11 protein-coding genes are annotated in these 13,495 nt (G+C 72.3%); 4 read left to right on the forward strand and 7 right to left on the reverse strand.

All coding sequences use genetic code 11. The features are described from left to right. Window positions 1-322: 322 nt before the first annotated feature. The 7 genes from ACGFIO_RS29825 to ACGFIO_RS29855 form a co-directional block, all read right to left on the reverse strand. A complete protein-coding gene (locus ACGFIO_RS29825; protein ID WP_392830792.1) occupies window positions 323-733 on the reverse strand; it encodes a DUF4395 domain-containing protein in 411 nt (136 codons plus the stop codon). Between the two features lie 69 nt (window positions 734-802). After that, window positions 803-1,549 (reverse strand): thioredoxin family protein, encoded by a 747-nt coding sequence (locus tag ACGFIO_RS29830; RefSeq protein WP_392830794.1) that lies wholly within the window; start codon window positions 1,547-1,549, stop codon window positions 803-805. A gap of 111 nt (window positions 1,550-1,660) precedes the next feature. After that, entirely contained in the window at window positions 1,661-3,661 is a 2,001-nt protein-coding gene (locus ACGFIO_RS29835; protein WP_392830797.1) for an ABC transporter ATP-binding protein, read from the reverse strand. A 55-nt stretch (window positions 3,662-3,716) separates the two neighbouring features. After that, entirely contained in the window at window positions 3,717-4,847 is a 1,131-nt protein-coding gene (locus tag ACGFIO_RS29840) for a glycosyltransferase family 4 protein (RefSeq protein WP_392830800.1), read from the reverse strand. Continuing rightward, the gene (locus ACGFIO_RS29845; RefSeq protein ID WP_392830803.1) at window positions 4,847-6,103 is read right to left on the reverse strand and encodes a M48 family metallopeptidase; all 1,257 of its coding nucleotides are present in this window, start codon (window positions 6,101-6,103) and stop codon (window positions 4,847-4,849) included. The genes ACGFIO_RS29840 and ACGFIO_RS29845 overlap by 1 nt, the downstream gene beginning before the upstream one ends. A 157-nt stretch (window positions 6,104-6,260) precedes the next feature. Continuing rightward, complete coding sequence (locus ACGFIO_RS29850) at window positions 6,261-6,473, reverse strand: hypothetical protein (RefSeq protein WP_392830806.1); 213 nt, start codon at window positions 6,471-6,473, stop codon at window positions 6,261-6,263. Between the two features lie 130 nt (window positions 6,474-6,603). Next, window positions 6,604-8,034 carry an NYN domain-containing protein gene (locus tag ACGFIO_RS29855; protein ID WP_392830809.1) on the reverse strand — a complete coding sequence of 477 codons (1,431 nt, stop codon included), beginning with the start codon at window positions 8,032-8,034 and terminating at the stop codon, window positions 6,604-6,606. A gap of 104 nt (window positions 8,035-8,138) precedes the next feature. Between ACGFIO_RS29855 and ACGFIO_RS29860 the strand changes: the two genes are divergently transcribed. From ACGFIO_RS29860 to ACGFIO_RS29875, 4 genes are all read left to right on the forward strand, one after another. Then, window positions 8,139-9,938, forward strand: a complete 1,800-nt coding sequence (locus ACGFIO_RS29860) for a DEDD exonuclease domain-containing protein (RefSeq protein WP_392830811.1) — start codon at window positions 8,139-8,141, stop codon at window positions 9,936-9,938. A 101-nt stretch (window positions 9,939-10,039) separates the two neighbouring features. After that, window positions 10,040-11,836 carry a RelA/SpoT family protein gene (locus tag ACGFIO_RS29865; RefSeq protein WP_392830814.1) on the forward strand — a complete coding sequence of 599 codons (1,797 nt, stop codon included), beginning with the start codon at window positions 10,040-10,042 and terminating at the stop codon, window positions 11,834-11,836. Window positions 11,837-11,868: 32 nt separating this feature from the next. Then, window positions 11,869-12,393, forward strand: coding sequence for an NUDIX hydrolase (locus tag ACGFIO_RS29870; RefSeq protein WP_392830817.1), 525 nt, complete (start codon window positions 11,869-11,871; stop codon window positions 12,391-12,393). 119 nt (window positions 12,394-12,512) lie between these two features. Then, on the forward strand, window positions 12,513-13,322 hold the full coding sequence (locus ACGFIO_RS29875) for a sugar phosphate nucleotidyltransferase (protein ID WP_392830820.1): 810 nt from the start codon (window positions 12,513-12,515) through the stop codon (window positions 13,320-13,322). Window positions 13,323-13,495 lie beyond the last annotated feature (173 nt).

The raw sequence follows: 13,495 nt of genomic DNA on the forward strand, positions 1-13,495 counted from the left end.
CGCACGTCGAGCCACCGCACGTCGAGCCACCGCACGTCGAGCCACCGCACGTCGAGCCACCGCACGTCGAGCCACCGCACGTCGAGCCACCGCACGTCGAGCCACCGCACGTCGACGTTGCCAAGCGCGACATATGCGCGTTGCCAGGCGCGATGTGTCGGGCGTGGCCGAGCGCGGGGACCGCCTCTGGATGCGCGGCGTCGCGGGACGCCGATGGCGCGCCGGGACCGCGGACGCTGAGAAGGCGCGATGGGGTCGGGCAAATCTGCCGCCCGGCTCGACGTAATTGAGGGGCGGGGCGGGCGGCGGCCGGAGGGTGGGATCAGGTGCGGGCTCGTAGGCGGCGGAGGGCCAGGTAGAGCTCACAGCCCAGGCAGAGGCCGAAAGCCGCGTTGAGGAAAGCAGCGATCAGGCCGAAGCCGGCGAAGGTCAGGCCCACGGCCGGGTCGCCGGCGAAGTAGCCGATGGTGGCTACGGCCAGGAAGAACAATCCCACGGTCTGGGCGAAGCGGACGGGGGCGGCGGGCTCGCGTTCGGGCGGAGGGCCGACGCGAGGCAGGATCAGCGAGCGGAACAGTAGCGCGTAAGGACCGCGGCGCGGGTTGATCGCGGTCAGGGCGAAGACGGCGGTCTGCGCCAAGGCCAGCCACGGGGAACCGGTGATCAGCACCGCGATGATCACGACGCTGGTCACGGCGGCCGCGAAGCGCTGGCCGCGGGGGTCGAGCTCCATGATGATGACTCTGGCACCTCGGCGCCGGCGGGGAACCGTGAGTGGCATCACCACTATCGCGGTGGATTTTCAGTTGGTGAGCACCTGGCCGAGCGCGGCGATCAGCTGGGGCTTACTGGGCACCCCGGTGGCACGCCGCACCTCGCGGCCGTCACGGTCGAGGATCAGGAGCGTGGGGGTACGCCAGATGCGCAATTCTCGCACCACATCGAGATGACTCTCGGCGTCGACCTCGACATGTCGCACCCCGGGCACGATCGCGGCCACCTCGGAGCTGATCCGCCGCACCGCCCGGCACGGCTGGCAGAACGCCGACGAGAACTGCAACAGCGTCGCCTCGGCCGCCCGATCCACCCCGAGCGCCTCCAACAACTCCGGCGCGATCTCACCGGCCTCGACCGCCGCAGGCCGCGACGCCGAATCCGACGGGGCCGGCGACGCCGCAGCCGACCCGGGCCCCGACGTCGAAGCCAGCCCGGACAGGGATTCCGGAGCCGACGCGGACAGCGACCCCCCAGTCGACGCGAGGCCCGACACCGAATCCGGCCCGGACAACGATCCCGGAACCGACGCGGACAGCGACCCCCCAGTCGACGCGAGGCCCGACACCGAATCCGACGCAGGTGGCGATGCGGAAGCGGATGCCGATCGCGACGCCGGAGCCGACGCGGATGGCGGCGGCGTATCGGCGCCGGAGCGCGCCGCCCCGCCCTTCGAAGCAACCACGCGCAGCCGCCCGTCCCGCGAACGCCACCACAGTCCGAACGCCGTGGCGCACACCAGCGCCACAACGGCGACGAGCACTCCGGCGGTCATGGCCTCACTCTGACACGCCCGGGCCGCGACGACCATGTGAGCCGCATCCCCCAGGACACATGTGAGCCGCATCCCCCAGAACAAGGGCAGAGGGCCGGAATGTACAACGGTTCACGCGCTTTGGTAGGCGCTCGCCTGGAGGGTGAACAGTTGGGCGTAGATGCCGCCGCGGGACATCAGGGTCGGGTGGTCGCCTTCCTCCACGACCGAGCCGTGGTCCAGGACGAAGATCCGGTCGGCCTCGCGCACGCTGGCCATCCGGTGGGTGATCAGGATGACTGTGCGCCCGGCGGCCAGTTCGCGCAGGCGCAGGTAGACGGCGTGCTCGGCTCGGGCGTCGAGGTTGGCGGTCGGTTCGTCGCAGATCAGCAGCGGCGCGTCGCGGTAGAAGGCCCGGCTCACCGCCAGCCGCTGCCACTGGCCGCCGGACAGGTCGGCGCCGCCGGTGAAGTGGCGGGACAGCAGCGTGTCGTACTGCCGGGTCAACTCCATCACGAAGTCGTGGGCGTCGCCGGCTCGGGCCGCGCTGTGCACCAGGTCGGTCTCGACGTCCCGATCGTACCGGCCGATGGTGATGTTGAGCCGGGCCGACAGGGGCCATCGGGTCGGCTCCTGCATGACCACCGCCACCCGGTCGCGGATGGCGTCGGGCGGGAACTCGCGCAGGTCGGCGCCGTCCCACCGCACGGTGCCGGACTGCGGCTGGTAGAGCCCGGCCATCAGGGCGGCCAGAGTGCTCTTGCCGGACCCGTTCTCGCCGACGAGGGCGATAATCTCTCCCCTTCGTACCGTCAGGGAAACGTCCTTGACCGCGGCCCGGTCGGCGTCCGGATAGGTGAACGTCACGTCGGAGAGGGTGATCTCCTCGAAGTCGAGCGAGGAGCCGCCCGAGGAGTCAACCGAGGAGCCGCCCGAGGAGCCGCCCGAGGAGCCCAGCGGCGAATCGCCCGAGGAATCGCCCGGCGAGTCAACCGAGGAGTCGGGCGGCGAGTCGAACGGGAAAGCGTGCGGCGACCGCGGCTTCTCGGCCCGGGCCCGCGACATCTCGCAGAAACCATCGAAATCGGCGAAGTACAACCCCTGCTCGAACACGCGGTTGGCCGAGAAGGCCAGCTCGGAGAGCTTCCCGATGCCGACATTGATGGCGTACGCGGCCGCGCCGCCCGCCGCCAGCGCCAGTTCGCCGCTCCACAGCAGCCAGAGCAGCACGCCGTAGGTCAGTCCGGTGATCAGTCCGCTGAGCGCGTTGCCGATCATCGTGGTGCGGACCACCGTGTCGGACAGCGCGACCTCCCGCCGGGTGGCCAGCTCGAGCAGCCGCCGTACCTCGTCCAGCAGGAAGCCCTGCAGGGTGAAGGCGCGCAGCTCGGGTGCCGGTTCGCGGGCGGCGAGCAGGTGCGCCAGCATGTGCTGCCGGCGCCACATCGCGATCATCTTGAGCAGGCTGCGGTAGCGGAGGCGGGCCCCGCGGGCCGACGACCAGCCGACCGGCAGCACGGCCAGGACGAGCAGCGGCAGCAGCACGGGATGCAGGGCGGCCAGCACGCCGGCCGCGGCGATCAGGCCGACCACGTTGTTGAGTACTTCGATCGCCTGGTTGACGACCTGCTCGGCGGCCGAGATGCCTCGGTCGCGGGCGCGCTGCATGGCGTCGCGCCACTCCGGGTCGTCGAACGTGGTCAGCTCCACCTGCGTGGTCACGGTCAGCAGGCGCATCTCGGCGGTCTGGAAGACCCGCGGGGTGAGGCGGCCGTTGGCGCTGGCCGCGGCCGAGGTGAGGATTCCGCGTACGGCCAGGGCGGCGACCAGCAGCGCGAGTGAGGGCGCGGCGGCGCGCACCCGCTCGGGAGTCGCGCCTTCCCGGAGGAGGCCGTCGAAGACGCCGACGACGCTGATCAGGCCGATGGCGCTGACCACGCCGGACAGCACCTGCAGCACGATCACCGCGGCGGTGGTGCGCGGGCTGGCCTCCCACGCGATCCGCCAGGCGGCGAGCAGCAGCTTGGGCAGCCGCCGCAGCATGGCCAGGAAGCCGGTGCTGGCGGCCTCGGAGGTGCTGGTCAGCCAGTACGGAAGGGACAGTTCCGATTCGTCGTCATCGTCGGGCTGCATGACGCCTTGATACGCCCGCACAACGCTCTGTGTCTATGCGCGTGCGGAGAGTGAACTATTCACGTGAGGTGAGGAGCTCGGACAACCGGTCCGCCTGCCGCTCCCAACGCCACTCGCGCTCCACCCAGGACCGTCCGGCCGTACCCATCGCCTTGGCCTTGACCGGATCGGCCAGCAGCTCGGCGACCCGCGCGGCGATCGCCGGCACGTCGCGGCCGCCGACCACGTGGCCGGTCTCGCCCTCGATCACCGCGTCGGGCGCACCGCCGGAGTCGCCGGCCACCACCGGAAGCCCGGTCGCCGACGCCTCCAGGTAGACGATGCCGAGGCCCTCGACGTCGAAACCGCCGGCCCGGGTGCGGCACGGCATCGCGTAGACGTCGCCCGCCGCGTACAGCTCGGGCAGACCGGACCAGGGCACCGAGCCGGTGAAGACCACGTGCTCGTCCATCGCGGTCTCGCGGGCCAGGCGTTCCAGCTTCGACCGGTACGGGCCCCCGCTGCCCAGCAGCAACGCGGCGCCCGGCACCCGGCGGCGGATCTCGGGCAGCGCGCGGATCAGCATGTCCTGCCCCTTGCGCGGCACCAGCCGGGACACGCAGACCACCACCGGGCGGTCGGACAGCCCGTACCGGGCGCGGACGGCCGAACCGTCCACGCCCGGGTGGAAGGCGTCGACGTCCACGCCGGGGGCGAGGCGTTGCAGGTCGGTGAGGCCGTGCAGGGCCCGGTCGAGGCGTACCCGCTGGAAGTCGGTGAGGTAGGTGACCACGTCGTTGCCGCGGGCGATGCGCCGCAGCAGCCGGCGGGCGCCGGGCAGCGCGGCCCAGCCGATCTCGTGGCCGTGGGTGATCGCCACCGCGCGCTCGATGCCGGCGTCCCGGCGCAGGCCGGCGGCGAGCAGGCCGAGCGGGGCGGCGGCGCCGAACCAGACCCGGTCGCAGTCGCGGGTGCGGGCGATCTCGGCGGCCCGGCGGGCCACCGCGGGGGTGGGCAGCAGCATGCCGGTGGCCTCGCGGACCACCTCGAACGGCTGCTCGGCGTCGAAGGCGGCGGCGCCCTTCCAGGTCGAGGCGTAGACCACGATCGAGTCGGCCGGCTGCCGGATCGCCAGGTTGTGGACGAACTGCTGGATGCCGCCGGGCCGGGGCGGGAAGTCGTTGGTGACCAGCAGGGTGCGGCCCATCAGCGCTCCCCGCGGGCCCAGGCGCGGGCGGCGGCCATCCGTTCCACGGTGGACGGATGCGAGGCGAACAGGAACTGTTCCCAGGCCGGCGGGTCGGGTTCGGCCAGGTTGACCGAGCCGAGCTTGCGCTGCATCGACTCGAAGGTGGCCGGATCCTGGGTCAGTTCCAGCGCGTGGTCGTCGGCCCGGGCCTCGACCTGCCGGGTGACGAAGGCCTGGGCGGGCGTGGCGACCAGGCCGGCCACGGCGGCGACGGCCACCAGCAGGCCGAGGGCGCGCGGTTCGGCGATCGAGTCGACCCCGGCCGTACGCAGCAGACCGCTCCAGAAGCCGAGCAGGTAGAGACCGATCACCGCGGCGGCCGTGCCGAGCGCGCCGAGCACGGTGCCGACCAGCACGTCCTGTTCCTTGGCGTGCCCGAGCTCGTGCGCCGCGACCGAGACCACCTCGCCCGGCGTGGCCTCGGTCAGCATCGTGTCGTAGACGACGATCCGCCGGGTCGGCCCGAAACCGGAGACGTAGGCGTTCACCGCGCGCGTGCGGCGCGAGGCGTCGGCGATCAACACATCCTTGACGGGTACGCCGTCCCGGTCGGCCAGTTGGATCAGCTCGGTCCGCAGTGGCCCGTCGGCCATCGGCGTGAACTTGTTGAACACCGGTTCGACCAGCACCGGCAGCACGAACGAGAGCAGCACGACCAGGATCGCGGCACCCGCCGCGCCCCACGCCCACCACCAGCGCGGCGCCAGCCGGACCACCGCGAAGAACCCGAGCAGCGCCACCCCGCCGATCACCGCGCCGACGGCCCAACCCTTGACCAGGTCGACCGTCCAGGCGCCCCAGCCCTGGGTGGAGATCCCGTACCGCACCACGATGGTGTGCCGCCAGGCCGCGAACGGCAGCGTGACCACCTCGGAGACCAGCACGATCAACAGGCCACCGAGCAGCGCCCGGGCCACCCAGTGCCCGCCGAACGGCCGCCCCGCGAGGGTGACCAGCCACGCGCCCAGCGGGGTGAACCCCAGCACCAGGGCGACGACCAGCCCGATCAGCATCGACCCGTACGACCCCGGCCGCAGCGCCGCGTGAAACGCCTTGGCCTTGTCGACCTGCCCCTTGTCGAACTGGCCGAGCGCGCCGAGCTGATCGGCCCGCGGCGCCGGCGGCCGATGCCACGGGATCAGCACCGCGGCCAGCACGATGCCGGCCACCACGAGCACACCGAAGGCGACCACGGCCCAGCCACGCACAGTCACGCGGCCAACCTACCCGTCAGCCCGCACGACCCTCACGTCACGTCGCACTCTTCGCGCCAGGCCACGTCGCACTCTCACGCCATGTCCCGCTCTTCACGCCACGCCACGTCGCACTCTCACGCCACGCCACGTCGCACTCTCACGTCACGTCGCGTTCTCACGCCACGTCACGCCGGAACGGGACCACCACGGGCGGCTCGGGGGTCTCGAGCAACTCCACGTCGAAGCCGACGAGCTCGAACACCTCGATCGCCCGAAGCTCGCCCGGGGTCAGGTCGGTGATCTCCTCGGGTGTCTCGGCCAGCACGCGGACCAGGCAACCGCTGCACTCATCGGCCCGCTCGGCACAACGCCCGCAGTCGATGATCATGGCTCCTCCTCCATGCGAAGTCGTGACGGTGACCGCCACTGCCCATCACGCTACGGAGGGGGTACGACAGTTTTGTCTGGCCGTGTTTCGCAGCCCACGCCACAACCCCGGCCAGCGTGCGAAACGCGGTCTAACCGCGCGACAGCCTGCGCAGGAGCGAGTCGGCGCCCATCGGATACGCCCCGTGGCGGCGCACGCCGTCGGCCACCTCGCGGTCGGAGGAGACCACCACCACCGGGCGGCCGTCCGGTTCGGCCCGGGCCAGCCGCCGGATCAACTCGTCGGCGGTCTCGCCCTTCTTGGAGAAGAGCACCCGCACGTTGCGCGGGGCCGGCGGCAGCCCGTGCACCCGCTCGGCGCCGTCGAAGACCACCGTCACCTCGTCGCCGGTCTGCGCGGCGATCCCGCCGAGCCCGGTGATCAGGCGCTTGCGCTGCTGCTCGAGGGACATCTCGGCGAAGCCGCGCTTGGTCACGTTGTATCCGTCGACGATCAGATGCGCCCGAGGCAGGGCGAGGAGCTGGTCGAGGCGGGCCGGGTCGTCGGTGTCCTGGGCGCGGGCCTGCGAACGCTCGGGGGTGCCGGGGCGCTCGGCCGCGACGTCGGCGACATAGTCGGCCGGGAGTTTGTCGGACGGGCCCACGGCGAGCTCGCGGCGCAGCCCCGAGGCGGCCTGGCCGATCGTCTCGAGCAGCAGCCAGACCCGGGCGTCGTCGGCCGACCGGGCCTCCTTGGCGGCGGCCTTGCCGGTGGCGGCGAGGCTCTCGGCGTCGGCCAGCCGGGCCCGCAGCCGGCGCAGCTCGGCGTCGTGGTCGGCGACCGCCTTGGCCGCCCGCCCCTTCTCGGTGGCGAGCAGGTCGCCGGCGCGTTTCTGCTGGGCCAGGGCCTCGCGCAGCGACCGGGCGGTGACCCGGTGCTCCTCGCGCAGCTGGCCCAGCTCTTCCCGGACCCGGGCCAGCTCGTCGCGGAGTTTGTCCGCCTCGACCTTGGCCACCGCGCGGTCGTGCTCGGCGCGGGCGGCCCGCTGCTCGGCCTCGTTGATCTGCTCGACCACGGCGGCGCTGTCGACCTCGGCCCGGACCGCCTCGCCGGCGTCGGCGACCAGGTCACGCCAGCCGTCGGGGCGGCACAGGTAGGCGATGGCGGCGACCTCGACCGGGTCGGCGGCGGCCGGGACCATGCCCGCGGCGACGGCGGAGCCCAGGTCACCGGAGTCGTCGGCGATCCGGCGGCCGATCCGCTGGCGGAACAGCGGGTCGGAGGTGAGCTGGGCGGCGATGGCCTGGCCACCGAGGCGGGCCCGGCGGTTGGGGGCGAAGCGGGCGACCTTGCGCAGGACGACCGGCACCTCGTCGACCGGCAGGGCGGGCAGCGCGGCCGCGGCCAGCGCCATCACCCGCTGGCGGACGGGCTCGGGCAGGGTCGGCTCAGGGAGGCCCGCCTCGGACAGGGCCGGATCTGGCACGGCCGCCTCGGACAGGGCCGGATCTGGCTGGATCGGCTCGGCAGCGTCCGCGGCCCCCTCGGCGGGGGTCTCGGAGAACGGCTCGAGCGCGGACATGAATTCATTCTCCCACCCGGTTGACGGCAACCGCCCGTTCCGCGAAGTGATCTTTTCGCCCGGGCGGCCGGGAATTGTCGTACCCGTGTCCTAATCTCCCCGCCGTGGCACAACCGGCATACGTCCAGGGCACTCTGGACACGCTCCTGTCCGCCGACGGCTCGGTCGACCCGGCCGCGTTGTCCCTGGCCGACACCACGTTCGTCGTGCTCGACCTGGAGACCACGGGCGGCGCGCCCGACGGCGGCGGCATCACCGAGATCGGGGCGGTCAAGGTGCGCGGCGGCGAGGAGCTGGGCGTCTTCGGCACCCTGGTCAACCCGGGCGAGCGGTTGCCACCGTTCATCACCGTGCTGACCGGCATCACCGAGGCGATGCTGGCCCCGGCCCCGCCGATCGAGCAGGTGCTGCCGAGCCTGCTCGAATTCCTCCGTGGCTGCGTCCTGGTGGCCCACAACGCGCCCTACGACGTGGGCTTTCTCAAGGCGGCCTGTGCCCGGCACGGCTATCAGTGGCCCCAGCTGCGGGTGCTCGACACGGCCGCGGTGGCCCGCCGGGCGCTGACCCGCGACGAGGTGCCCAACCGCAAGCTGGGCACGCTGGCCCGGTTCTTCAACGCCCGGGTCGAGCCCACCCACCGCGCGCTGGACGACGCCAAGGCCACCGTCGACGTGCTGCACGGGCTGATCGAGCGGCTGGGCAGCTACCGTGTCCACACGCTGGGTGACGCGGTCGAGTTCGCCAAGGCGGTCAGCCCCGAGCAGCGCCGGCAGCGGCATCTGGCCGACGGGTTGCCGCACGTCCCGGGTGTATATGTTTTCCGAGCTCAGGATGGTCGCCCGCTGTATGTCGGGACGTCCGGCGACATCGGAAAGCGGGTCCGGTCGTATTTCACGGCGAGTGAGAAGCGGGCCCGGATCTCCGAGATGCTGGCCGCGGCGGTGCGGGTCGAGGCGGTTGAGTGCGCCCACTCACTGGAGGCCGAGGTACGCGAGTTACGCCTGATCGCCGCCCATTCGCCGCCGTACAACCGCCGTTCGAAATACCCCGACCGGGTGGTCTGGCTCAAGCTGACGCAGGAGGCGTACCCCCGGTTGTCGGTGGTTCGCGCCCTGGCCGACGACGGCGCGTCCTACCTCGGGCCGTTCTCGTCACGCCGCACCGCCGAGCTGGCCGCCGCCGGCTTCTACGACGCGGTCCCGCTCCGGCAGTGCAGCCACAAGCTGTCGATCAAGACCAAGACGCCGGCCTGCGCGCTGGCTGAGCTGGGGAAATGCCCGGCGCCGTGCGAGCATGAGATCTCCACCGAGGAGTACGCGCGCCGCGCCGCCGCCCCCTTCCGCGACGCCACCTGGGGCGACCCCCGGCCGATCGTGGACGCCCTGATGGACCGCATCGACCAGCTCTCCGACCGGCAGCGCTACGAGGAGGCGGCGGTCATCCGGTCCCGGCTCATCGCGGTGCTCCGGGCCACCGTGCGGATGCAGCGGCTGGGCGCCTTGACCCGGCTGTCCGAGCTGGTGGCGGCCCGCCGGGACGCGGCCGGCGGCTGGGAGATCGTGGTCGTCCGGCACGGCCGGCTGGCCGCCGCGGCCACCTCCCCGCCGCGGGAACATCCACGGCCGACGCTGGAGGCGATCCGGCTCACCGCCGAGACGGTCCTACCCGGACCGGGACCGGTTCCGGCCGCCTCGGCCGAGGAAACCGAACGCATCCTCGCGTGGCTGGAGAAACCGGACACCCGATTGGTGGAGACTTACGGCGACTGGGTGTCACCGGCTCGTGGCGCCGCGCGTTTTACTAGCCTTCTCACCAGGGCCGAAGCCGCTGCTGGGTCACGAGACTCGTCCTTTCGCTCATCGGTAACTGACCGTTCGGACGACGCTCGCTCGCTTAGGCTGTAGGGCAACACGGGGTTACCGACCGGTTTGGTCGGTTACTTGTGGAGCACCGGCAGACTTTGTGCCAACTGCCGGTCGGCCGCGAGGGGTGAGGAGGTGTCCGGGTGGACGTCGACGCCGGTCACGGCGCCGCGCTCAGCCGCGCCGTCAATGCGGCGCCCCGCGAGACAACGCTCTCTCAGCGGCTGCGCTCCTTCCTCAGCTTTCAGGGCGGCAGCGACGACGACCCGGTCACCAAGCTGACCCGCACCCATCGGACCATCCACCCCTCGGCCGACGCCGGCGTGCTGCGTCGCGGCTTCACCATCGCCGACAACATGCACCGCGGGCAGATGCGCAAGAGCGGCGACCCGTACATCACGCATCCGCTCGCCGTCGCCCAGATCTGCGCCGAGCTCGGCATGGACACCACCACCCTGGTCGCGGCCCTGCTGCACGACACGGTGGAAGACACCAGCTACACCCTCGAGGCGCTGCACGGCGACTTCGGGCCCGAGGTGGCCCACCTGGTCGACGGCGTGACCAAGTTCGACAAGGCGTTCTACGGCAAGGCGGCCGAGGCCGAGACCATCCGCAAGATGATCGTCGCGGCCGGCAAGGACGTCCGGGTGCTGGTCATCAAGCTGGCCGACCGGCTGCACAACATGCGTACGCTCGGCGTCCGCTCCCCCGCCTCCCGGGCCCGCATCGCCAACGCCACACTCGACGTGCTCGTGCCGCTCTGCGACCGGCTCGGCATCCAGGCCCTCAAACGCGACCTCGACGACGTGGTGCTCTTCCACCTCGAGCCCGACGCGTACGCCCGGATCGACGAGCACGTCAAGAACCGCGCCGGCTGGGCCGAATACCTGCACAACGTGATCGGCAAGGCGCGCGGCTCCCTGCGCCGCCAGCGGGTCACCGCCGACGTGCACTGGCGGCCGCGGCACTACTACTCGATCTGGAAGGACACCGTCGCCGGCGGGCACGCGGTGCCCCTCGACCTGCCCCGCATCGCGGTCGTGGTCGACGGGCCCGACACCGACTGTTACGCCGCCCTAGGGGCGATCCACGGCCAGTGGCGCCCGGTCGCCGGCCGATTCAAAGACTTCATCGCCTCGCCAAAAAACAATCTCTACCGGTCGCTGCACACCACTGTCACCGGCCCCGACGGCAAACTGGTCGAGGTGCTGATCCGCACCCAGTCGATGCACCGCCTGGCCGAATACGGCGTGGCCGCCGGCTACCGCTACCCCAAGTCGTCGTTCGGCACCGACACCGTTCCCGGCACCGACCAGCTGACCTGGCTCAAGCGGGTGCTCGACTGGGAACAGGACACCACCGACCCGTCCCAGTTCCTGGCCTCGCTGCGGTGCGACCTGTCCGAGGCCCAGATCCAGATCTTCGCGCACGGCAACACCTTCGAGGTGCCGGCCGGTTCCACGCCGGTCGATGTGGCGTACGAGCTGAGCTCCGAACAGGGTGAGCAGTGCCTCGCCGCCACCATCAACGGACGCCTCGCCCCCCTCAGCTCCCAGCTCGCCGACGGCGACGTCGTCGAGATCTTCACCGAGAGTGAAGGTCACGTCGAGACCGAGACCAACGCGCCCCGCGGCCCCCGCAAAGAATGGCTCGGGTTCGTCAAGTCGAGCCAGGCGCAGATGCAGATCAACAAGTACTTCGCCGAGGACAACGAGCCCGGCATCAGCATCGCCGACAAGATGCGCCTCGGCCGGGCCACCATCGGGCTCACCCTCCGCAAGCACGACCGGGGCCTGGCCAGCGAGGTGCCGCTGCGCCGGCTGGCCGACGACCTCGGCTACCCCGACCTCGAGACCATGCTGGTGGCGGTGTTCGAGCGCACCCTCGACCCCGACGTGGTCGTCGAGCAGCTCATCACCCTGGTCGACCACCCGGACTGAGGGTTGCCGGCCCGACCGATAGCCTGGCGAACGTGAAGATCCCCCGGCGGCTGCGTGGCTACGGCTACCGCGCCTTCTACCGTCTGCCGGGGCGAGTGCGCCGTCGCCTGGTCAAGATCGGCGGCCCGCGCTATTCGGTCGGCGCCGTCACCGTGATCCGCACACCCTCGCTCGACCGGGTCGTGCTGCTGCGCCAGCCGCCCGGCCGGGGCTGGGGGCTGCCCGCCGGCCTGCTCAAGAAGCACGAGGAACCGGTCGTCGGCGCCGCCCGCGAGCTCTTCGAGGAGTCCGGGCTGCGGCTCTCCCCCGCCGACCTGACGCCCGGTAACCCCAACGCGATTGTGCACACCCTGGGCTGGATAGATCTGGTCTTCTTTGGTACGGCCGCGGCCGACGCCCAGTTCACTGTGGATGGTGGCGAGGTCATCGAGGCCCGCTGGTGGCCGGTCGACGCGCTGCCCGCCCTCACCCCCAACACCGAACTGCTGCTGGGCGTGTACGGCATCGGGCCGGCGGCCGGCCGCGACCCCGCCGACAGCGCCGGGGTCGACTGGTGACCGCCGGCGCGGCCCCCTCCCCTGGCGCCGCCGCATCCTCCGGCGCGGGCCTCTCCCCTGACGCGGCCCCGTCTCCTCGCGCGGCCCGGTCGGCCGGGTCCCGTTCGGCGGTCTGTGCGGTGATTCTGGCCGCGGGCGAGGGCCGGCGTCTCCGCCCGCTCACCACCCACCGGCCGAAGGCGCTGTGCCCGGTCGGCAACGTGCCCCTCCTCGACCAGGCGCTGACCCGGGTCGCCGGCGCCGGCATCACCCCCGTCGCGGTCAACGCCGCCTACCTGGCCGATCAGGTCGTCGCCCACGTCGGCCCGCGCGCCCATCTGTCGGTCGAACCGGACGGCCCGCTCGGCACCTCGGGCGGCGTGGCGTTCCTGCGCGACTGGATCGACGGCCGCGGCGTCCTGGTCGGCAACGCCGACGGGTACCTGTCCGACCCCGCTCGCCCGCCCGGCAAAGATATCGCCGCGCTGCTCGACGGCTGGTCCGGTCACACCGTCCGGATGCTGGCCCAGCCCCTGCCGCCCGGTTCCGAGCCCGGCGGCTTCAGCAACCACAGCTTCGCCGGTTTCTCCCTGCTCCCGTGGCACCGGGTCCGCGACCTGGTCCCCACTCCGGCCGGCCTGGTCCGCGACGTCTGGCGCCCCGCCGAAGCCGCCGGCGAACTGGAGCTCATCCCCTTCGAGGGCACCTACTTCGACACCGGCACCCCGCAGCTCTACCTCCGGGCCAACCTGCACGCCGCCGCCGGCGCCAACCTCATCGCCCCCACCGCCACGGTCACCGGCACCTGCACCACCGCGGTGGTCGGCGCCGGCGCCACGGTGGCCGGCACGGTAATCCGATCGGTAATCCTCCCCGGCGCCACCGTCGGCGCCGCCGAGGTCCTGACCGACGCCATCCGAGTCGGCGAGCTGACCATCCCCGCCGCCTGACCGGAATCCCCCACCGCCCGCGCACCGACCCGCGTTCGCGCGCGGGTCGCTCTCGGCGAGGCCAAGACCGGCGGGGTCGGGGCCGTGTTCGCGCAGCGGATGCCGCCCTGGCGGGGTCGGGCCCGTGCCCACGCAGCCCATGCCGCCCTGGCGGGGTCGGGCCCGTGCCCACG

This window comes from Actinoplanes sp. NPDC049265 (assembly GCF_043197135.1).
Classification (GTDB): domain Bacteria; phylum Actinomycetota; class Actinomycetes; order Mycobacteriales; family Micromonosporaceae; genus Actinoplanes.